Source organism: Actinomadura sp. NPDC023710, from assembly GCF_040639875.1.
Lineage (GTDB): Bacteria > Actinomycetota > Actinomycetes > Streptosporangiales > Streptosporangiaceae > Spirillospora > Spirillospora citrea.
This window is the reverse complement of record NZ_JBFAGB010000078.1, coordinates 1-20,662: the sequence shown is the minus strand read 5'-3', so window position 1 is coordinate 20,662 and position 20,662 is coordinate 1. Positions and strand designations below refer to the sequence as shown.

At 67.1% G+C, this 20,662-nt stretch carries 19 protein-coding genes and 2 pseudogenes; 6 read left to right on the top strand and 15 right to left on the bottom strand.

The genetic code is table 11. The features are described from left to right. Nucleotides 1–356: pseudogene (locus tag AB0H37_RS43810) on the bottom strand (hypothetical protein); the annotation flags it as partial. Nucleotides 357–1,186: 830 nt separating this feature from the next. Between AB0H37_RS43810 and AB0H37_RS43805 the strand changes: the two are divergent. Beyond that, on the top strand, nt 1,187–1,753 hold the full coding sequence (locus AB0H37_RS43805; protein ID WP_360618617.1) for a hypothetical protein: 567 nt from the start codon (nt 1,187–1,189) through the stop codon (nt 1,751–1,753). A 1,527-nt stretch (nt 1,754–3,280) separates the two neighbouring features. Here AB0H37_RS43805 and AB0H37_RS43800 read toward each other — a convergent pair. The 5 genes from AB0H37_RS43800 to AB0H37_RS43780 all read right to left on the bottom strand — a co-directional run bounded on the left by AB0H37_RS43800 (nt 3,281) and on the right by AB0H37_RS43780 (nt 7,738). Beyond that, complete coding sequence (locus AB0H37_RS43800; RefSeq protein WP_360618615.1) at nt 3,281–3,805, bottom strand: hypothetical protein; 525 nt, start codon at nt 3,803–3,805, stop codon at nt 3,281–3,283. Nucleotides 3,806–3,995: 190 nt separating this feature from the next. Then, a complete protein-coding gene (locus AB0H37_RS43795; RefSeq protein ID WP_360618614.1) occupies nt 3,996–5,705 on the bottom strand; it encodes a tyrosine-type recombinase/integrase in 1,710 nt (569 codons plus the stop codon). A 208-nt stretch (nt 5,706–5,913) separates the two neighbouring features. Beyond that, the gene (locus AB0H37_RS43790) at nt 5,914–6,504 is read right to left on the bottom strand and encodes a hypothetical protein (RefSeq protein WP_360618612.1); all 591 of its coding nucleotides are present in this window, start codon (nt 6,502–6,504) and stop codon (nt 5,914–5,916) included. A 59-nt stretch (nt 6,505–6,563) separates the two neighbouring features. Beyond that, nucleotides 6,564–6,761 (bottom strand): tyrosine-type recombinase/integrase, encoded by a 198-nt coding sequence (locus AB0H37_RS43785; protein ID WP_360618619.1) that lies wholly within the window; start codon nt 6,759–6,761, stop codon nt 6,564–6,566. Between the two features lie 140 nt (nt 6,762–6,901). Continuing rightward, nucleotides 6,902–7,738, bottom strand: a complete 837-nt coding sequence (locus tag AB0H37_RS43780; RefSeq protein ID WP_360618611.1) for a hypothetical protein — start codon at nt 7,736–7,738, stop codon at nt 6,902–6,904. 115 nt (nt 7,739–7,853) lie between these two features. Between AB0H37_RS43780 and AB0H37_RS43775 the strand changes: the two are divergent. Further along, nucleotides 7,854–8,372: pseudogene (locus AB0H37_RS43775) on the top strand (ATP-dependent DNA ligase); the annotation flags it as partial. Between the two features lie 39 nt (nt 8,373–8,411). Here the strand turns inward: AB0H37_RS43775 and AB0H37_RS43770 are convergent. Further along, nucleotides 8,412–8,870: a hypothetical protein gene (locus AB0H37_RS43770; protein WP_360618609.1), complete on the bottom strand. Its 459-nt coding sequence runs from the start codon at nt 8,868–8,870 to the stop codon at nt 8,412–8,414. A gap of 177 nt (nt 8,871–9,047) precedes the next feature. Then, a complete protein-coding gene (locus AB0H37_RS43765; RefSeq protein ID WP_360618607.1) occupies nt 9,048–9,203 on the bottom strand; it encodes a hypothetical protein in 156 nt (51 codons plus the stop codon). A gap of 728 nt (nt 9,204–9,931) precedes the next feature. Between AB0H37_RS43765 and AB0H37_RS43760 the strand changes: the two genes are divergently transcribed. Continuing rightward, the gene (locus tag AB0H37_RS43760) at nt 9,932–11,611 is read left to right on the top strand and encodes a hypothetical protein (RefSeq protein ID WP_360618606.1); all 1,680 of its coding nucleotides are present in this window, start codon (nt 9,932–9,934) and stop codon (nt 11,609–11,611) included. Between the two features lie 483 nt (nt 11,612–12,094). Here the strand turns inward: AB0H37_RS43760 and AB0H37_RS43755 are convergent, their stop codons facing one another. Together AB0H37_RS43755 and AB0H37_RS43750 are read right to left on the bottom strand one after the other, a co-directional pair. Beyond that, entirely contained in the window at nt 12,095–12,307 is a 213-nt protein-coding gene (locus tag AB0H37_RS43755; RefSeq protein ID WP_360618604.1) for a hypothetical protein, read from the bottom strand. 522 nt (nt 12,308–12,829) lie between these two features. Next, entirely contained in the window at nt 12,830–13,666 is an 837-nt protein-coding gene (locus AB0H37_RS43750) for an HNH endonuclease family protein (protein ID WP_360618602.1), read from the bottom strand. A 181-nt stretch (nt 13,667–13,847) separates the two neighbouring features. On the opposite strand from AB0H37_RS43750, the gene AB0H37_RS43745 reads away from it, so the two are divergent. Further along, entirely contained in the window at nt 13,848–15,014 is a 1,167-nt protein-coding gene (locus AB0H37_RS43745; protein WP_360618601.1) for a hypothetical protein, read from the top strand. A gap of 71 nt (nt 15,015–15,085) precedes the next feature. On the opposite strand, the gene AB0H37_RS43740 is transcribed toward AB0H37_RS43745, so the two are convergent. Both AB0H37_RS43740 and AB0H37_RS43735 read right to left on the bottom strand, forming a co-directional pair. Beyond that, entirely contained in the window at nt 15,086–16,441 is a 1,356-nt protein-coding gene (locus AB0H37_RS43740) for an ATP-binding protein (RefSeq protein WP_360618599.1), read from the bottom strand. A gap of 168 nt (nt 16,442–16,609) precedes the next feature. Beyond that, nucleotides 16,610–17,086, bottom strand: coding sequence for a hypothetical protein (locus tag AB0H37_RS43735; protein ID WP_360618598.1), 477 nt, complete (start codon nt 17,084–17,086; stop codon nt 16,610–16,612). 690 nt (nt 17,087–17,776) lie between these two features. Between AB0H37_RS43735 and AB0H37_RS43730 the strand changes: the two genes are divergently transcribed. Further along, nucleotides 17,777–17,974 carry a hypothetical protein gene (locus AB0H37_RS43730; RefSeq protein WP_360618597.1) on the top strand — a complete coding sequence of 66 codons (198 nt, stop codon included), beginning with the start codon at nt 17,777–17,779 and terminating at the stop codon, nt 17,972–17,974. 674 nt (nt 17,975–18,648) lie between these two features. On the opposite strand, the gene AB0H37_RS43725 is transcribed toward AB0H37_RS43730, so the two are convergent. From AB0H37_RS43725 to AB0H37_RS43715, 3 genes are all read right to left on the bottom strand, one after another. Next, nucleotides 18,649–18,804 carry a hypothetical protein gene (locus tag AB0H37_RS43725; protein ID WP_360618596.1) on the bottom strand — a complete coding sequence of 52 codons (156 nt, stop codon included), beginning with the start codon at nt 18,802–18,804 and terminating at the stop codon, nt 18,649–18,651. Nucleotides 18,805–19,007: 203 nt separating this feature from the next. Next, nucleotides 19,008–19,517, bottom strand: coding sequence for a hypothetical protein (locus tag AB0H37_RS43720; protein WP_360618595.1), 510 nt, complete (start codon nt 19,515–19,517; stop codon nt 19,008–19,010). 127 nt (nt 19,518–19,644) lie between these two features. Further along, on the bottom strand, nt 19,645–19,887 hold the full coding sequence (locus AB0H37_RS43715; RefSeq protein WP_360618593.1) for a hypothetical protein: 243 nt from the start codon (nt 19,885–19,887) through the stop codon (nt 19,645–19,647). A gap of 303 nt (nt 19,888–20,190) precedes the next feature. On the opposite strand from AB0H37_RS43715, the gene AB0H37_RS43710 reads away from it, so the two are divergent. Next, nucleotides 20,191–20,556 carry a hypothetical protein gene (locus tag AB0H37_RS43710; RefSeq protein ID WP_360618592.1) on the top strand — a complete coding sequence of 122 codons (366 nt, stop codon included), beginning with the start codon at nt 20,191–20,193 and terminating at the stop codon, nt 20,554–20,556. Nucleotides 20,557–20,662: the final 106 nt, after the last annotated feature.

Sequence of the window (20,662 nt, the reverse complement as noted above, 5' to 3'; positions counted from 1 at the left end):
CGGTATGAGAAACTGACGGGGTTGGCGGGATTCAGCTGGGTCCCGTAAATGTTCAGGAAGGCGCGCTGGACGATGCGGTCGCAGATGGTCGGCAACCCCCGCGTCCGCAGCTTGCCGCCCCGCATCGACCGGACCGGCCGCAGCGGCTGGGCCCGGTACCTCTGCTCCCGCAACAGGGTCGCCAGCGCCGTCAGCCTGGGGCCGACCTCGCGGCCGAACACCTCCGCCGTGACGCCGTCCGCCCCGGCCATGCCGCTGCCCGCCGCCACCCGCGACCAGGCCGCCCACAACACTCGGTCACTCGCCAGCCGCTCCAAGAGCCGGGTCGTCCGGCCGGTCACTTCACGTGTTCTCATGCCAACAACCGATGGACGAACGCCCTTCCGGCCATTCAAAGAATTGTCAGGAGGTTGGCGCACACCCCCAAAACCTGCCCTGACCTGCGAAGATGGTGTACCAAAGATCATCTTTGAGACCACTTCAAGATCGCGCCCGGAGAGGTTGGCGCATGATCTTGCAAACCCGCAGGTCAGACCCCCATAATCGGAGGTACTGTCGCAGCGCCCAGCAAAACCGCATCGGATTGAAACCGTCGATCACCATTTTCGTGGCCGACCGCCATCGGTTCCGCTGTCCTCCTGTCACCAGTGCGTGGTGCGGCCAGCTGGGTTGACGCGCATCGCGAAGCGGTAGCCTCCGCCCCACGCCTCCCAACGGCCGAGCATCACCAGGTCGGTGCCCTCCAGTCCCGGTCAATGGGCCCTCGATGTATAGGCCGTGGTCATGGTCGTCTCCCCTCGCTGTGGTGTCCCGAGGGGAAGGTCGGGGACGGCTGAAGATCCACTGCAGGGCGCGACCCGCTCCTCGGAGGGCCAGTTCTTTCTGGATGGACGACGAGGAGGCGAGGTTCCGGGTGGCGGTGTCGCTGGTGATGCCGGACAGGCGCAGCAGGTGGGCGGGATCGGCGGTGAGCGCGGCCTGGTTGCGATCTCTCACTGTGCGGGCGCTGATCCGGGGTTTATGGCGAAGGGCCGGTTACGCCTTCCGCATCAGCCCGAGCTGGTAGGGAGCGGCGCGCGAGGGTCAACCTCCGGCCAAGGCTGCCCCGGACCTGGCGGCTCTCACCAGCCCGCCGGGTAGGCGTACCCCACAAGCCTGCAGCGACCGGCGCGAAAGGGGGGCGGCGATGCACATCCGGCGCCCCGTCGTGCCCATGGCGGTGGCGAGCATCGACGCCATCCCCGGCGAGGGCGGGTGTCCGGGCGGCTGCCGATACGAACCCAAGTTCGACGGGTTCCGTTGCATCGCCCACATTGACGAGCACGGCGGTGTGCAGCTGTGGTCCCGGCGCCTCAAACGCCTCAACGCGGCGTTCCCCGAGCTCGTCCTCTCCGTGTTCGACACGCTCCCGCCCAGCACCGTCGTCGACGGCGAGATCGTCCAATGGGGACGCGACGGGCGGCTGGACTTTTCGGCGCTCCAGCGCCGCCATGTCGCGGGCCGCCGCCGCGCAGACCTCGCCATCACCGAGCCCTGCCACTACGTGGTGTTCGACCTGCTGGAGACCGCGGGTGAGGATCTGCGCCCGGCGCCGCTGTCCGAGCGCCGCGCCGAGCTGGAGGTGCTTCTGGCCGGCCTGCCCGGTACGTCCCGCGTCGTGCTGTGCCCGCAGCTGCGTGACGTGGGCTTTTCTGAACGACCCGCCTTGGGAGGAGCGCCGAGATGGGAGTTTGCGTTACGTGCATGTGTGTGACGTCAGCTGCCGGGCCGACTGGCGATGGTCCGGGCGATGCGGAGGATGCGTTCGAGGCTGCGCGCGCTTCGTATGGGCTCGTCGGCGGCTCTCACGTCCTCGGAGAGCGGGGTTGGATCGGCGGCCTAGGTTCTTTCGGGGGTGTTGGCGTCGGGGCGTCAGAGTGCCTCTGGGGTGTCTGACGGTGCGGCGGTGTGCTGCCGGGCTCCGTTCGGCGTCGACGGCGCTTGATCGTCAACTTCGGATTGGTGCGTCCCAACATAGAAGTGACCCCCACCTTCTGGCGGGGGCCACTTAGCGAGTTAGAAAATCAGGTCGTGTTCTGCCGCGTCAGTAGTCAAAGGAGCGTTTGCGCGATGCGACTGATGTGTTGGATGAGCTTACCGATGGCGGGGTCGACCGGATAGTGACTTCTGGCGTAGGCGGCAAGGATTGAGATGGTGAACGTGATTGGGATTGTGGTGAGCTTCCTGAGAGTCCACCGTGCAATCTTCGGGAATTTCGTTGCTGTCCGATTTGAGGCCCGGGAGATTTGCTGCCTGAATTTTGCGACTGCACTTGCTAGGCGGGCGGTCATAAAGGTGCTCCTTGCCGCGTGTCGGCTGCACTGACAAAGAAGACGCTAAGTTCCCAAAATTTAGGTCGCCTAATTCACTAAGCGTAATCGGCCTTTATCTGTGTGCTGAGGAAGCTATCCGCGGGTTTGCTGCTTAGGTCCGCGATCGGATGCTGGGGAAACATCGACGAACTGGCAGCATGAACTTCCTCAAGATCTCTTTCTCGGGGAGAAAGTGAAGATCGTAACTCTCAGTAGTTAGCGATCTTGATTTGGCCGTGGTGCTGCTAGCCTCTGTCAGCCCTTTGGAGATGCAGAGCCTGGAGCCGGCAGTCCCTGTCGGTCCCTGTTGGGCAGGCTGCTGTGAACGGATCTTGGCCGGATTAGGACAGCTTGGGCATCGGTGGTCACTCCGTCCCAGGTCATCTGGGGTGTCGAGGTGGGTTCCGGTCGAGGTGCGGATGGTGTCCGAAACTTTGGCCGACCTGTCTTCGTTGCTCAGGCATGTCTGTTCGGCAACGTCCTCTTTTGCGGTGAGGGCGCTCCTGACCTGCTGACCTATCCGTTTCAAAGAGGCAGACGCCGGCGGTGGTAACACCCGGCGGGCATGACGAGACGACCCGGCCCTATGCCGCTCGGTGCCAAGACGGGTATCGGTGTTGCCTGAATCAGGTCGCTGGTCCCTGGTGTGATCTCTTGGTCGGGTGACTTGAAGTCACCTTCTGGTGCGCTGGAGCCGTGTCGGGTCGCCCCGCCCAAGCCGATCCTTGTCGTCGCCGGGTGGCGGAAGTTCCAAAGTGGTCTGATCGTCGATCGCCTTGCCGGAGGCAACTTGAAGATCCGGTCGATCAGCGTGGAGATGACACCCTGGCGGCGTCTGCCGCGCCGCGAAGTAGGGTCCTCACTCATCAAGCTCTCCTTCCGGTGAGGTCGATCTGCCATCTATGTCGAGGCGCGTGCCGCCGATCCCGTCACCGGTTTCCAAGATTCTTTGAGCGCGTGGGAGCTTTGACCGTGATGCGCAGGTCAGGGGCCCTCAGAAGGCGTGCGATTGTCAGACCTTCGCAGTGCTGCGTAGCGGTGCTGAGCCATCGCGCCGTCGTGATTTCAGGACGGCGCGCAGTCTGGTCGTTCGAGGAGCTGGGCTTGGAGGTCGGCGATTCTCCTGTCGAGGAAACGGTTGTTGGATCGGGCAGCCTGCAGTTTCTCTCCAGCCCACGGTTGTCTTGGGTGAGCTGGCGGATGCGCTGCTTGAGGGTGCCGTTCTCGGTGGCGATGCGCTGGACGGATTGTTCGGTCGCCTCGTCTTGCATGTCGCGGATTTGGCCGAGGAGTTGGCCGGTGCGGTCGCGTTGGGTGCGGATCTCGGCGGTGCTGGCGCTCAGGGCCTCTTCGGCGTTGAGGGCCCGTTCGCGCCAGCCGGCTTCGGCCGCTGCGTCGGCGTCGGCGCGGCGGCCGCGCTTGGCCGCGGCCGCGGTGCTGGTCGCTGCGGCCATGAGCGCCGCGGCCTGGGGGTTTTGATAGAGGAATGTGCGTGGACCCCGGCGCGGTCGGCGGCCGCGGCGTAGGTGATGGGGACGTGCTGGCGGTGCAGGTGCGCCAAGGCGGTCTGGAGGCGTTCGAGCTTGTCGCGGGTCTGCTTGCGGCGGGCCTGGTTGGCCGCGGTCGTGCGGACTGGCGGTGGGCTCATGGTTGCTCCCTGCCGTCTGCGGTGGCGGCGAGGTCGTCGGCTCGGAAGGCGATGTTCCAGAGGCGGTGGAAGTAGTCCTGTGGGCGCCGCAGGTCCAGGGCGAGGGCGTCCTCCAGGAGTCCGAGACCGGCCAGCGCCTGCTCCAGGCCATCGATGGCTCGTGCGGTCGGTTCGAAGACCTGGTGGAGGTAGTCGGCGGTGGCGTCGTCGGGGGCCCGTTCGGCGATCGAGGCCCACTGTTCGCGTTTGCGGCGCCAGTAGAGCAGGTCAGCTCCCGAGAGCACGAACTTGTCGCAGTTGTGGCAGTTGAGCTTCCAGGGGCATGCGCCTCCGTCGACCACGGGTTGGTAGGTGCAGAACCCGCCCTCGGCGGGGGTGCTGTGGCGGGCCAAGTCCAGGGCGAGTGCCGTGGCCTCTTCGCGGGCGAGCGGGGTGACGCCGGTGGAGAGGACTGTGCCGGGCTGCGGGGTGCCGGGACCGGCGACCCAGATGTGCTGGAGGATGTCCTCGATCTCGGAGATGGCGACCTTGGCGTAGTGCTCGGCCATCTTCTCTGAGACGTGGCCGAGGAACTTCTTGATGTGGTGCAGCTGCGCGCCGGCGGCAAGCAGTCTGGTGGCCATCGTGTGGCGGGCCTGGTGGGGGACGCAGTCACCAAGGTCGAGCTCGTCCACCCAGCCCCGGAACAGCGTGCTGAACCAGCTGGCGCCCATCGCCTTCTCAAAGCTCGGGTTGGCGACGGGGCTGGGGAACAGGGCCATTCGGCTGCGTTCCATATCGGTCGGGGGCCTGCCGTGGCGTTCCTCGAATCGCTGAAGGGAGGTCTGCTGTCGTGCGCGCAGCCGGGAGTGGATGCGCTCGGGGATGCGGACGGCCTGGTCGTAGTTGCCGACCTTGGTCTGGTCGTGCCAGAGCATCGGCAGGCCGTTGTAGCGGCCCAAGCAATCCCAGTGAAGGTTGACCACCTCCCCGCAGCGGCGGCCGGTGGCGACGATGGTCTCCCAGATGTCGCGGGCGCCGCGGTCGTTGGCGTCCAGGCCGGCGAGCTGCTGCAGGTTGCCTTCCTTCACCAGGGTCCGGGCGGTCTCGTCGGTGAAGGGGCTGCGGATGCGGTAGGGGACCCTGCCGCTGGCGGGGAAGGCCATGATGAATTCGCGGGGCAGGCCCAGGCGTTCGGCATCGCCTGACTCCAGCGTCCATCGCATGATCTGCCGGGCCTTGGCGAAGACGGCCCGCTGGGTGGCCACCGAGACCGTTGCGGGTTGGCCTCGCTGCTGCATGATCAGTGACGGGAGCCGGCTGAGTGCGCGGTGAAGTTGGTCGGTGGTGAACTTGTCGAACGCTTCCTTGCCCAACCGGGTGGGGTCGTGGCCGCCTTCGAGGGCATGGATCTCCAGGAACGCGCTCAGCTCGACGCAGGCTCTGCGCATGGCGTTGTAGGGGTTCAAGGACCGCGGCCCCCGCGCAGAGCGCAGGTTGTGCGCCATGAAGTCCCAGAGCAGGTCCCGCAGCCAAAGCTGGGAGATGACCGTGAGGTCGGACCGGATCGGGCGGCGGGCGTTGAACCGTTGCCCGAAGTGGTCGAACTCCAGGTAGCCGGCCTCTCGGGTCTCCTCCGGCGTCACATAGATCAGCTGCAGCTCGGTGAGGATCTCGCTGAGGACAATCCGGGTGGAGTGCGCGCGGACGCCCCGGTCCAGATCCACCTCGGCCAGGCTGTCCAACCCCCGGCAAGCCTGGTTGACCAACCGCTAGATCCAGCAAACCGGCCAACGGGTGTGCCGCTTCTTTTGCGTGTGGACGAACAGGCCCCACTTGATCTCGGCCTTGACCAGGGGCCGCAGCCCCCGCAGATTGATCTCACCGGTGCGCCAGTTCGGCGGCGCCGTCGCGCACCAGTCCTTGAAAGCCGCCTCATCGGCATAGGTGACCGATGGCTGAGACCTCAAGGTCGCCGGAGTGCCCCCAATTCTGCGGGAGAGCGGCGCCACCGGGCTTGCCCCTGTTGCGGTACTCCCTGCCGTGGTCAGTGCAGAGCAGCAGCGGTGAATCGGCTCGGTCGCGGCAGGAGGCCGCCCGGCAGTTCCCGTAGCTGGGCAAGGGCAGCTGGCCATCGCGCCAGGTGTCGTAGTCGGCGTGCCATCCGTTGGCGGCCGCGGTGAGGCGTTCGGACTCCCAGCGTGAAAAGTGCCGCTGGCATAGCTTCTTGCTGCGGCGCCGCGCAGGCCGGGCGCACTCTGGGATCCAGCACAGCTCCTGGTCATAGAAGTAGAGCGTGTAAGGCTGCGCCGTGCGCAGAAATCCCAGCCGGTCCATGCCCTCCCGGCTGGCCTGGGCCCACTCGGTCTGGTGTCGTGCGCAGATGTCTTTGTTGCTGGTCCGCGTCCGCTGGCAGCCGGTCACCATGCAGCCCCAGGCGAACACCGGATGATGGGGCGGAACGTCGATCACATCCGGCCGCAGCAACGGATCGAACGAGGGTCCGCCGATGAGCGCGGTCAGCAATTCCAGCCGGTCGCGGTCGGCTCACCCGGCCTGCCCGACGCTCTCCAGAGCGTTCAACGTCATCGCTGGCCCCAGACCTTCATCAGTGCGGTCTCGAATGCAGGATCATGGATGTCGACGTGGGCGTAGATCTCGTCAACCACCGCAGTGCTGGCCCAGCCGCCGGCATCCCGGGCAAACAGCAGGTTGCCGCCCGAGGCGTTCAACACCGCAGTGGCGAACTCGTGCCGGAACCCGTGCGGACGAATGTGTCCCAGACCCGCTCGCCGGCCGCGCGGCGGATCATGGCGCGGGCGGCGTCGGTGGTCCAGGGCCGGCCCTTGCCAGGACCGTGCAACTGGATCAGCAGCATCCCGTGGCCCGCAGCCGCCGAATACTCAGTGGTGATGTAGTCGAACTAGGTGTGGATCATCGCGGGACTAACCCGCTTGATCAGCCCGCCCCGGACGATGCCGTCGCCGTGATCCCAGGGATATTTCACCTTGACCCTGGCCCGGTTCTGGTTGCCCTCCCGGTGACAGACATGGGCGTGCGGAGCACGTAGATCCCCGCAAGCCGCTCGTTCCCTCAGATGCAGATCGACCAGATGGAAACTGCAGAGCTCTCCGATCCGAAACCCGCCGTCCGCCAGCCAGGTCACGACCATCCGATCCCGTGCCGTGTGCACCTCCCCCAGCAGGCGATCACGCGCACCCTCGGGCAGCAGCTTCGGGTGCCGGCGGCGGACCCGCCGCGGCGCCAGCGGATTGGCCGGTAGCGACTGCGCAGCATGCCCGAGCAGCATCCGGCCGCGGTCGGCCTGCGACGGCAACCGAGTCTTGTCCAGGCGCCTGCCCAACTCCTCGTTGACCCCGAACCCGGCCTGGTGCAGATAGAACCCCTTCAGACAGGATGCCAGCACCGACAAGGTGCCACCACTCAACGGCTGCCTCTCCGCCCGCCACGGCTCACCCAGCGGCATCCAGACCGCGGCGCCCCGGATCCCCATGTAGCGCTCAAGATCCCGCAGCGTCACCGCCTCGAGCTCCAGCGCCTCCCGCTCCAACCACCGCAGATGATCCACCAGCAGATACGCATAAGTCCGCTGCGTTCCCGAACCCTCATGCGTCCGCAAGAACCGATCGGCCTCACGATGAAGCGACCCCTCCGGCCACAAGATCGTGTAAGACCAGCGACCACTCGCCCGAGGAATCTCCTGCACCCGCAGGTCACCCATAACCAGCCGACGACCCACACGGCCTCCACGTCGCTGACACACCACACGCCACAGACCGACATGGTTAAGCCGTACGGGACGACCCCGAAGCCGAACACCATGAACGTGACGTACACGTAACAGAGCGTTCGGAAAGGTGGGCGAGGCCCGGCTGTGGTTCGAAGTCCTCGTCGCGCAGGGTGTCGAGGGCCTGGTGGTAAAGGCCGCCGCCGGCCGCTACCGGGAAGGCAAACGCGGCTGGTCGAAGGTGAAGCACCGCACCACCACCGAAATGATCATCGGTGGTGTCACCGGGCCCGTGCAGGCGCCGCGGACGTTGATCCTCGGACGGTACGAGCACGGCCACCGCCGGCTGCGCGTCGTCGCGCGCTCGGCCCCGCTGCCCGCTCCGGCGCGGCGGGAGCTGGCCGGCCTGCTCACGCCCACCGGTGACGAGCACCCCTGGCCCCAGCCGCTGCCCGCCGGTTGGGCCGGTGGGCTGCCCGGCGCCCAGGAGCCCATCTGGTACACGCGGGTGTTGCCGGAGCTGGTCGCCGAAACCGCGGTGGACGCCGCGGTGGAACACGGCCGCTGGCGGCACGCCGTCCGGTACGTGCGCGTCCGCGCGGACCTGGCGCCGCGTGACGTACCCGAGGGCGTGGACATCGAATGACCATCGGCCGCCCGCGCGCTCGAGCCTGCCGCGGCCCGGTCAAGCCGGACCGGCGGTGCTGCCGCGGGACCGGCCCAGCAGTTCCCCGGCCAGGTCGCGGGCGTCGGTGGGGCTCAGGGCCGCCTCCAGGTGGCCCGTGGTGACCGTGACGCTCGCCTGCCGGTCCTGCGGGCGGATCACCGTGAGCGCGCGGATCGGCAGCGTGTAGATCGTCATGGCCTGCCGGGACCGCTCGGCCTCGGAGGCCTGCGCGAACAGGGCCTGCAGGGTCTGGTCGTCGGTGCCGGGGATGGCGTCGATCCGTTCCTGCAGCCGGTCGGCACGGTCGGCCGCGTCCAGGAGGTCCTCCGCCAGGATCTTGGCCTCGAACATCCCGACCGGAGCGCTGGCGTGGCTGACCGTGGTACCGATGCACAGCCGCTGGGCCAGGTGCCCGCCCGCATCGGACTGCACCCAGGCGCGGACACCCTCCACCTCCGTCACGGACTGAACGCTCACCGTCACAGTGTGGCATTCCGGTCGGCCCGGCCACGCGGAAAATCGCCGCATGCGCTCGGTGATGCGCGGCGGCGGGGCAGAGGTGCTGCGGCACGGGTTCGATCCGCCGCACGACCGCCCGCGGCTGGGGCCTGGTCGGCGTCTACATGAGGGGCGGTGACGATTGCTGCTTCTGGGTCACGCCTCCAGCACGAGCCCGAGTTGATATGTGGCGTCTTCGTCGACGAACCGCATCCAGGAGGCGATCACGACCGACGCTTCACCGAGGTGGTCCCGGCACCACGCGCCTGCGGCGCTGTAGGCGGCCGCCTCGCTGGGGGCATCGAAGACCATGACGGGGGTGGATGGCGAGGTCGGCCTGGACCCCCGCAGACGCGGCGGCGACGGTGCCGGCCTGACCGACGATCCCGGCCCCGTCCGAAGACACCACGAGCTTGGCAGGGCGCCCCTGTGATCTTCACGTGAAAAGTGCCTGCTGAACTGGCGCGGACAGGACTATCGACAAGCCCTATCCTCCCAGCACAGAGGCACCTTTCCTGTCTAAATGGTCACTCCAGATCCGCCGCACAGTGAAAGCTTGAGGCTAGGGCAACTCGGCGCTACCGGACAGCAGGAGCAGGAAGTTCATGCGGAATCTCAGCAAGGCCTCGAGGCCACGCGGGCACAGACGGTCCGGGGATCCCAGTGCAGCCAGATCTCAGGCAGGAGCGCCGGGAGGCCTTGCACATCGCGACTGTGGATCTCGCGCTAAAGCGAAAGGTGTGGTCGAGGAGTCGAGTTGTCTGGCAGACTGCGGAAGAGTCGTTGTACAGCGACTCCTTGGCTTCGGCGTCGCTGAGAAGTTGACGCTTTTTCACCACCAGGCTTGTAGGTTGCGCCAGAGGAGGCTATCGGCTCCGATGGCCGATTGTAGACTCGGCATCGTGCTCGTTCCCGAGGATTTGGGTTGTCACTAAGTGTCCGACTGGATCTGTGGCCCCTGCTCAGGGCATATCAGCGGTTGATCTTCCGCGTAGCCCACTTCCCGTGTCTCCCCGCCCCCGAGAGTCCGAAGAGCGTTCATGAATTCCAGCAGGAAGCGGCTCGCCTATCGGTCCGTTCTGACCGTCCCGCGCGCCGAGCCCGTCTTGGACACCGTCCGCCGGATCAGCGCCCAATGGCTGCGGCGGAAGTACGAAACGGCCCCGCTCAACTCCGGCCGCTATCACCTTGATGACACCTCCGTCCTCAACGTCGAGGTCTCCTACTCGGGAGAAGCCGCCGAACACGCCACCCACCTGCAGTTGCTGGAGGAACGACCGGAGGCCACCTGGCTGAGCACCATCACGACCGTCGCCGACGCGGACGGCGCCCTGGTGCTGGTGGCCCTGGAACTGTTCCCCAACGGCGAGGGCACCCCCAGGCTCGGCCGGGCGGGACTGGTCCCCGATCTGGTCCGCGACCTCAAGCCATTCGATGGCCCCGTCCCGCTGACCGCGGAGCCGGCGGAGGTCACTGCCGGGCGCGTTGGTGCCCTGGTCGACGTGTTGTGTGAGCCGGCCCGCCTCAAACCGGTGATCGTGGCGGCACACCCGCTCCACGACGACCCCGTGTGGTCCGACCGCGTCGACAAAGCGATGCTGCGGTGTGCTGGCGCGGCGTCGTTGTACCTGCTGCGCGACGTCAACGCCGTCAACGCGTTCCGCACGGAAATCGGTGAGCACCACTACCTCACACCGGGCTCGATCCGCATGTTTCTGACCGAGGTCGAGCCCGGCTGGCCGCAGGATGGCCCCCGGCACCGGCTCTGGACCGGCGTTCGCATCAGCAACCCGGCCGACAGCGCCTGGCTTGGGGTGGCGCGCACCGTCCAACGGATCTCCGCCGAAGCTCCCGTGCCCGAACCGCTGAGCCGCCTGACCTTTTCCGGAATCGCGGACCGCAACCATGAGGAACGCCAGGCCGCGCTGTCGGTGATCCGACCTTCCGAAGAACTGGCGGCGATGCACCGGGACATCGACGTACTCACCGCGCTTCTCACCCAGGCGGACGAGGAACTCAAGGCAGGGGCGCTCCGCGCCGACCTGTCGGCGCGGAGCATAGCCTCCCTCGAACAGCAACTGGCCATGGCCAAGGCATACGGATACCAGGACACCGAGGATGCCCTGAGCGCCTTCAACGACCTCGAACGGGCAAGGGCTGAGAACGACGAGCTGCGCCGCCAACTGCGCGGAACCGGGCGCTACGAGGCCAACCGTTTGGCCCAGCCGCTGCCTGGTCAGCCAAACTCGTTCGAGGAGCTGTGGGAGCGACTCAACGCGTGGGACGGTATTCGAGTGACGGCCGACAAGGATAGGGCTCTCGTCCTGGATGAGGGCGAGCGGTCCCGCGTGTGGGCGGCCAAGGCGTGGCAGGGGCTCAGGGCGCTGGACTCCTACGCTCGCGCCGCTTGCGAAGGCTTCAAGGGCGGCTTCTACCAGTACTGCGAATCACCCCCACCTGGGATGGCGTCATGGCCCCACAAGCAGGTGGCCATGACAGAGTCGGAATCGACCATGAACGCCTGGGGCAAGGAGCGGATCTTCTCAGTACCCCTGCAGGTGCACCCCTCCGGGCGCCAGGTGATGCAGGCGCACCTGAAGCTGCACTCCAGGGGCAGCCCGTCGCCGCGGATCTATTTCCTGGACGACACCAAAGGCTCTACTGGTCAGGTCATTGTGGGCTACATCGGCCCCCATCTCACCAACACCAAAACCAACTGATCGCACCGAACCCGCACGACGCTGCTCGAGGTGACGCGGCTGACTTACTGGTGGTTCGGTCAGGCGTCGTAGGACTGACTCCGCGATCCCCATGCATCAGCTACTTGTCGAACCATTTTAGAGCGCCTGCGATCGCCGCCGAGGGGGATGTCATCACTGGACCAGGCCATCAAGCCGCCAGATGAGGAGGCCACGAACCCGCGACACAAAGACTCCCCGCGCGGGGTGCCCGCCCGCGTAGTCGGCGCCAGCGGCTCGGCATCAGGGCCAGTGCCGCGGGCTTGGTCATCGCCGGCCCAGCCCGGGTCATGGCCACCGCTGTTCGGCCTGGGCCTCCCGGCAATCCGGCCGCGACGACGCTGTGCCAGAGTCGACAGCCAGACGCGCCCTGGCCGGACGGTACTGGCGTCCGACGGTCAGGTTCTGGTCAGGGTGCGCGCGGTGGGATCGACCTGGCGCCGACGGCGGCAAGCGGAATTGAAGCTAGTAACACGTCCGGGTCTCGAACCGGATGAAGGATGACTCCGCGGCACCGACGGGCTTCAGGCCGACCGAGACATAGACAGGCTCGGCCTCTCCGCTATCGAGTCGCCAGAGTGCGAACTGGTCCATCTCGGTGTCAGCGAAGCGTCGCAGCAGGCGCAGCATGCTCTGAAATTCCTCCGCGGACAGCCGGTCTTCTTTGTGCGCATCCACGCTGATCACGCTAACGCTTAACGACAGCTCGAGACAAGAATCGGCCGCCGCAATCACAGCAATCGCCTGACATCACCTCGGAGGTCTCATCCGGCTGGTCACAGCGTTGCCGCGGCGGCTTGTCGGCCCAAGGCTCCGGTCTGCGCCCAGCTACGACCGCCGTGCGTCGCTCCGCGCGCCGGCGATCCTCCAGGTGTCCGCTAATGCACCCGATTCCTAGCCTCCATGTGCGGCACCTACGACGGCCAGACCATCCAGGGTCAGGTTCACGCCGTGCGCGCTTGGTGCGGGCCTGCGTCGCTATGAGCGTTCAGGGGCCGCACGCCATCCGTGCGGCCCCTGAACTGTTCAAGCCGCCCCGCGCGCTAGCGTCGGCAGCGTGCCCCCGGCGGGTGCGTTGCCGCGGGTCCTCCGCGTGATGGACCAGTGCTGCTTGCGGGAAACTTCGCGCAGAGGGCGGCCGGTTTACCGCGCGCTGGGGGTGAGGGCTCCAAGGGCACCTGGGCGGCCCGCGGGCTGCCGCTAACCGAGGGGGGTGATGGCGATGGGTTCGTTGGGGCACTCGGCGGCCAGCTGGGTCAGGGTGGTCTTCTCGGCGGGGTCGGCGGCCAGGCTCCAGCGGAGTTTGATCGCGGTCCACTCGCCGATGTAGCGGCAGCGGGCGGGAGCGTGTGGGGGCAGCCATTGGCGGGGGTCCTGGTCGGCCTTGCTCCGGTTGGAGCGGGCGGTGACCGCGACCAGGGCGCGGTCGTCGCCGAGGTCGTTGGCGTAGTCCTGGCGCCGCTGGGCGGTCCAGGCGTAGGCCCCGGAGTCCCAGCTTTCCGCGAGCGGGACCATGTGGTCGATGTCGAGCGTTCGCTGCCCGGTGATCTGGGTGTCGTCGTAGTAGGAGTACCAGGTGCCGGTCCCCTCGGTCAGCCGGCACCGGTCGCCGACCTCGGGGGCTTGGACGGCCTCGGCGAGCAGGACCTCGCGGCGGGTGTCGCAGCCGTCGCGGTCGGCGTCGATCCAGTGCCGGAAGCTGTCCCGCTTGTAGCCCTCGCGCCGTTCCTCGGCCACGCCCAGGCGCTGGACGGCCTCGCGCAGCGGGACCTGTTCCTCAATCGCGGTCTCGGCCGCGGCCGCCGCAGGCGAGGTTGCGCCTGCGGCCGTCCAGAGCCCGGCGCCCAGTCCGGCGGCCAGGACCGCGGCGGCGCCGGCACGTGCGGTGCGTCCGGTTAGGCATCCGGTTAGGCGTCCGGTGAACCTTGCGCTGGACCGGGCAGTGATGTTCCGCAGCATGCTCGTGCCCTGCCGTGCGCCGGTCTCGATCGGCGTGACCGCCGTCGCGGTCTCCGCGCGCCCGTCAACGTTCGACATCAGGCTCTGCGCCGAGACAACGCCACACGGGCAATCCGACACGACCTCCGCCACCACCGTTCCCGCTGGGTGCCGAGCAGGCGCTGCCCACTGCTGCCCGGTGCCGTGCGCCGCGCCGCCCGGCACGACCACGCCGAAGGCCGCGGGCAGAATGTCACCCCCGGTCGCTACGGTCGGCGACGTGAGTCTCACTCAGGGTTTGGTGTCGCCGCGCACCCCGCTGCGGCGGTTCCTGGACCGGGAGCTGTCGGCCGGGGTCCGCCGTGTGCGCGCCACCTACCGATCCCGACTGCCCACCCGTCCGCTGATCCTGCCCGGCCCCGGCGTCGGCTACGAGGCCGGCACCATCGGCACGGCCATCGACCAGCGGCTACGGCTGGCGTTCACCTGCAGCGCGCCCGTCGACGCCGCCACCCTGCTCGGCGTCGAAGGATGCGCCGCCGCCGCGGACCGAAGCGGGAACCCGGTGGTGCGAGCCATCGCCGACACCGGCCGGCACCTACTGGCCGAGCTGGCCGCCGCGGTGCGGGGGACGCGGCTCGACGACCGCCACGAGCCGATGCTGCGCGCCGACCAGGACGAAGAGCACCTGGCCCGCCTGCTGCTAGCCGCCGCCTGGTACGCGGTCAACCTGCGCAACCCGTTCGCGTTCGGCGACACCCCGCTGTGCAAGGCCGCCCACGCCCGCCCCGAAAGCTTCGATCTGGCGGCGCTGCTGGCCGTCCCACACCGCGACCTGATCGAGGACCTGCTCGCCCAGCTCCACCGCGCCGAGAACGGGCCGCTGGACCAGCTGCGCGCCGCGACCACGCCCGACCAGTGCCACCCCGGCCCGACCTTCGACGGCAGCGCCTACGTCTCCGCCGACGCCGACCTGATCGCCGACGGACTGCTGCTGGACTTCAAGAGCACCCGCCGCATCGACCACTTCCCGCTGCCCGCGATCCTGCAACTGCTCGGCTACGTCCTGCTCGACCTCACCGACTCCCACGCCATCGACACCGTCGGGCTCTACATGACCCGCGCCGGCGCCCTGATCACCTGGCCGATCGAGGACTACCTGGACCTGCTGGGCGCCCGCCGCCGCGACCTGACCGAACTGCGCGCCGCCTTCACCCGCCTGCTCACGTACCCCGCCTGCCGCGCCGACGACGACCCACTCCCCGAGCAACTCACCGGGGTCGAACAGCTGCTGGCCGATCTCGCCCCGACCATCGCCGACGGCTGCTGCCGCGTCTGCGCCCGACCGCTCGCCCGCCCCATGGTCAGCCCCGGACGGCCACGGCTGTACTGCTCGCCCTTTTGCACCGACCGCAGCAAGACCCTGCGCCACCACGGATGGCTGTAGCCCGCCCGGCGGCGGGATGAGCTGCTGATCACCAGGACAGTTTGATGCAGTCGTACCCCAGGTGCAGGGCGTCAGCCCAGTTCCGCCTGTTGCTGTTCGTCGGCCGGAAGCCCCCACTTGCCCAGGTCATCGCCGGTCAACGCCTGAAGCGTGGAGTCGACGACCGGGAGTACGAAACGGCCGCTAACAGAACCCTCCGCGCTGAGTCCGGCCGCCGTCCACTCCACGGTCAGTTCGGTCTCGGCGTCAGCGGTCACCAGCAATGGCACGTGCTTCAGCACCAGCCGCTCCCTGGGACGCACATCTTCAGGGTCGAACTCGAGCTCCAGACCGCCGGGAACTTCGCGCACCTTCCACCGGCACATCATGTCCTGGAGCCCGGCGAGCATCGGGACGTGGGACCGTCCGGGGAACAACATCGACGCGGGGAAGACCGGCTTCTCACGCGTGCCCCAGGCGCGGGGTGGCGTGGGGACTTTGAAGTCGGGGCGGTTGTTGTCGACGGGGCCTGGGCAGAGGATGCGCCCCTCGGCCCGCACGGTCGCGGTCACGCGCACACCCTGGAACGGCCGGTCACTCCGGTTCACCAGGGTCAGCGAGAGCCCGGCGGGGGCGTGCCGAATCATCTCATCATGAAACTGCTGCGCGAACGCCTTGCGGAGTTCGTCCATGTGCACCTCAACTTCGGCCTCGTACTCCGCCCGCGTCCGGTCATCGCGGGTGATCCCACCGAGCGTCGTCGGGCGGGCGAGGAGCCGTCGGGGATGCCGGTCGAGGTGCGCCGTGACGTGCCCGGGGAAGTCGGCGATCCGCTCGATGTGCGGCCCCGCGGCCACTAGGTCGACTTCCAGGCGGTTCTGCGCGGCGGCGAACCGCTGGTGCAGCATCTGCCAGTCCTCAGGGCCGGCCGGCACCGTACGGCCGTTCTTGCGGATGAACACCGTGTGCTCGGCGTGCACGAACCGGGCGCCCTTGGCGGGGTTCGGGTGGGGCAGCCCCTTGCGCAGGTAGTGGATGGGGTCGCCGAACTTCGGCGGGTTCACCACCAGGATCAGCACGCTCTTGCCGTCCAGGGTGACGTACTCGGCGCTCCACACCAGGTCCGGGCCGAGGTAGGGGATGAGGTCCTGCTCCATGTCGCTGGGATCGACCGAGTCGACGCCCAGGACGCTGCCGGGCTCGACCCCGACCAGAAGGTAGCCGTAGCCGCCGGCCCGTTTGGCAGCATCGTCGGGCGACCGGTTCCCGAAGCCCAAGGTCTGCTTGACCAGGTGGACCCGCGCGTGAGGGGCCTTCAAGTCGAGGGTGCTCTTCCATTCGATCCACGTGGCTTCGTCGTGCGGGCCGGCATCACGCACGGCTTCGGCCAGGCGTCGCAGCTGGGACGGAAGCAGGAACGGCTGGGATGCGTCGAGAGGAAACGCCACATCAGGAGACTAGCCACCCCCTGTGACATCCGAGCGGATGCATATGGTGCCGGCCGGCGTCCCGGCACATCCCACGTCGTTCTGTGTCCGCAGCTGCGCGACGTGGGCTTTTCTGAGCGCTCGTGTTCGATTGAGTCTGTGAACTGCGGATTGACGTCATGGACATGGTCAAGACGTAGCCAGCTGACGCAAGCGCAACGTCGCCTCTAGGACTGCGGTCCGGTCGTTCATCTCTGCGGTCTCGAGGATGAGTTCGGCGTGGAGGGTTGCGGGGATCTCCTCGTTCGTCGCTTGGCCGAACTCGATCCGAGTGATGTCGACGGGGTTATGGGTGGCGACCATGTAGATCGACCCGTCGATGTAGCCCTCTTCGGGGTTCACTCGAAACGTGAACGTGCGGCCGCTGAGCTCGGAGAGGTCCTCAGCCGGGAGGCTGATGTAGTCGAGTCGGAACTCTGTCTTAATGAGCTCGGGCCCTGCTTGCCCGGGCCGGAAGGTTTCCGGAGCGTATTCGTTGTCCGCGGAGAAGGGCGCAAGGGGGATGTCGATGGTCCAGGTCCCGGCACCAGGAGAGTCGAGGTCTCTCGGGGAGAACGTGATGGTGCCGGGTTCGAGGTTGAGGAACTCGTCGGTGAAGTCGATCACGGGATGAGTGTGCCTAATGTCCGATGTGTTCGGCCAGCGTGGCCTCGAGGTCGGCGATGCGTCTGTCGAGGAAGCGGTTGTTGGATCGGGCCATGCCTTGATTTGGTATCCGTGAAAACCCCTACACCCAGCAGGACGCGGCCGGGGCGGGGCGCGGACTCCCGCCCCCCCGCCTGGCAGCACGTACCAGGTCGCGCAGTTCGCATCACGGCGGCCGCCGCCGGGCCGGGCGCCAGGCGGCGCGACGGGCCTACTGAGAGCGTGGTGAGCTCGATCGTCAGCTCGTCCACACCAGACCGCCTGCCTACACGCTGCTGAGAGCTCTCTGCTCCGGCCTGCAGGTGTCCCCACAGAGTACCGGCGAGTGCCCTGACCTGCGAGAAAAGGGACTCAAGATCAACCGTCCGGGGCCGTCCGCTATTCGCCGCCCAGAAGGCTGTGGGAACGCCGCTGGGTACCGGCCGGCGCATCGCTGCACCGGTTCGGGCGAAACGAGCAGATCCCCCAGGGGACCGCCTCGACCGCGCGTCCCGAGTCGGCGAGGGCTCCGGGCCCGGGCCTGTGCGAAAACCCCGGCCGCTGTAGGAGTCCTGGCGGGCTGCTTCGTGTAGTGGATCTCGGCGGCGGGAACAGTACCCGGACCGGGTGGAGGAGACCCACGGTCTCTGCTGGGTACAGAGGAGCCTTGTGGTGACGCGAAAACAGTCGATGCCGTACGCCTTGGCCAACGGCCGCTCTGCCGAAGGACCGCTGGAAGGGCAGGACGGGGACGAACTTGGGGGGCAGCCGGAGCAGTTTCGGCGCGCTGCGGGCGGTGAGCAGTTCCAGCGGGTGATGCGCGACTCGGGTCTAGGTGGTCAGCCCGCATGGATCGATCTGCCTGACTAGAGCCCGGATACTGTCGCCCATACCGGCTGCGTATTGCCCGTCCTCTGCGCCTCGGACGATGGGACGTCGGGAACGGATCCGCTGCGGTGGACCCGCTGGACACGAGCGCTGCCGCCGACCGCGCCGGGCCGTGCCGGCCCGGACTCCGTGCGCGCCGCCGCTCCCAGGGGGCGAACAGGTGCATGGCCCGGTGCCGCAGGTCCTGGGCCACGGCGATCATGACGGCGTCACCGGCGTGCGCGGCCAGCGTGCCGCCCTCCGCGCAGGACGAGCAGCAGGTCAGGTAACCCGGCACCTGGCCGAGGTGGTCGGCGACGAGATGCCGGGCGAGTTCGTCCTGCACCGTCAGGGTGGCGGCCTGCCGCCCCGCGGTCAGTTGCGCGCGGTTAGAGGTTGTACAGGTCCACGCAGACCACACAGGCCTTCAACCAGGTCGGAGGAGTGGGGAGGGCGACCATGGCCGCGACCCTACCTCCGTGCTCTCCCGGTGAGCGGCGGCCGTGGGAGATGATGATGGTCAGCCGGGCATTGATCGCGCGCTCGGAGAGGTGATCGCCGGCTCTGCGCGCCGCCATCGCGTACCCGACCCGCGTGTGCGCTCACGCGTCACCCACCGAACGCCTGATGCGCGCCCCGGGATGCCCAGCACTTTTCCGGCGGTCGCGCGGCAATGATCAGCTGTCGTCGTCCTGGCCCTGGTCGTCCTGGCGCTCGTTGTCGTTGCGGTCGGCCGCCGACTGCGCCCGCCGGTCGAAGTGCTCCTGCGCGGCGTCGCTTTCGGGACGGCGGTCAGCAGCGGACTGGATCCGCGCGGCCGCGTCCTTGTCCATCGGATGGTTCTTATCCATACCAAGGCCCTACCCGCCACACGGCGACAATGTGACGGGCAAACGCAAAAATACGCTCACGCGTCCGCGGCGCGGGCGGGGTTGCGGGCTGATCGCCAAGGGGGGTTCCGCGAGGTCGTCGTGCAGCGACGTCGACGGAGAGGGTAAAACTAATGCTTAGAGGAGGTTCGCATAGCCCTGTCTAGCTAGTTCCCAAGGTCATTATCCACGGCGGCTTCGAAAACAGAAAGGCGCCCTGCCACCTCTTTTGCCCAGGGGACTACGCATCTCACTCCGGCTTCTTCTGCAATGTATCCGCTTTCGGAGAGATCTTCCATAACATATCTGTGTGCTGCGCGCACTTCTCTGGGAACTTCCACCGCAAAGCGGCTATAGAGTGCAGTTAGATTGCTCCAAGATTCGCTTAGGAGTTGCTTCCTTGCATTTTCCTCCTCGCGATACATCCGCTCTCTTTCCTGATCTCCGTTCGTAGGATACAAAATATCATCATAGTACATACTGACTGCATATCTCCATTGCTGATAGTTTTTATAGAACTCTGCGTATAGTGCTCGACGTTCGGCCAGGGACTGGAGGCGGCGGTCATTGAGGAACTTGCGTTTGTCGCCTGCTCGCGTAGCAAAGAAGGTCAGTGCAGTTGTGACCACTCCAGTCGCCACGGCTGGCAACACAGACGTGACCCAGGCACTCGACATGGCGGCATGGTACGGGCTTCCAGGACCGTGTACTAGTGATACGCCACAAGAGGCCACATGAAACAAGAAAGGCCCCGAGCAAGCCAGGAAGGCTAGCCCGGGGGCTACTGAATGAAGGCATGAAGGATCAGCCAGCGGGCTCCGTAGTGACCGTGGTCTTCAGGATGCCAACCGTTGTCTTCGTCTCATCGAAGGCGTTCGGGTTGCCCGACAGCGTGGCGTCCAGCTCAGGGAACCGCACGACCTTGGCACCGTAGAGGCTCAGGCGTTCGATTTGATCGCGGCGGAACTTCTCCACGGGCTGCCGCCGGAAGCCCTCGAACCGGTGGGCCCCCGTGAGGAACTCGCGCTGTCCGGCGATCATGTTCACACCAGCAGGCATGTTGGTCGTGCCGAGGATCGTGAAGCCCGCTAGGGGAGCGATCGTGCCGTTCCGGCGTCGTCCTGCTTGTTGCTTACCCCCGGCCTCCTGGAGCGTCAGGGATCGCAATTATCAGCGACATTGCACGGCCATGCTTTATTAGCAAATTGCTTATTGTCAAATGGTGCTCATGTGGCTATTGTGAATAATAGGATTTGGGCAATAAGTCATTTGGACGCTGCTCGTCGCTGACCCGTCTGCTGTACCCCTTGATCCACCCTGATGCCCGCCTGAGCTGTGAGGACTCTCTCCATGAGCACGTATCGACTGGGATTCCCATCCCAACTGAAGCGCCAATTGCAGGACTCGCTGCCACGCCAGCACGGCACGTACTCACCTGTCGTCAGCGTGACGCCCCGAGACCGTGCTGAACGAAAGTGCCCGGTATACGACGCCGACCACTATGAGGTTCAGGCCTACTACACGACCACCGATGCTGACTCGCTCGACCTGCTGGAGCAGGCGCTCCGCGAGATGCCCGGGGTGTACGTGACGACCCAGGTCCGCGGGCGGGGACGTAACGAAGTAACCAATCCCGACTTTCCGAACCGCCTGGGCGCCTCCAGGCGCGGCCTCCACGACCTACGCCCCCAGGTGATCGCACTCATCGGCGACTGACACACAGCGCTCGATCTGGCCGACGATCCTAGGGTGGCCTCCCGCCTGGATGAGGGCTGGGACAAGACGCTGCGTTCCAGCTTCAACTGCTACCCCCAGGGCGACA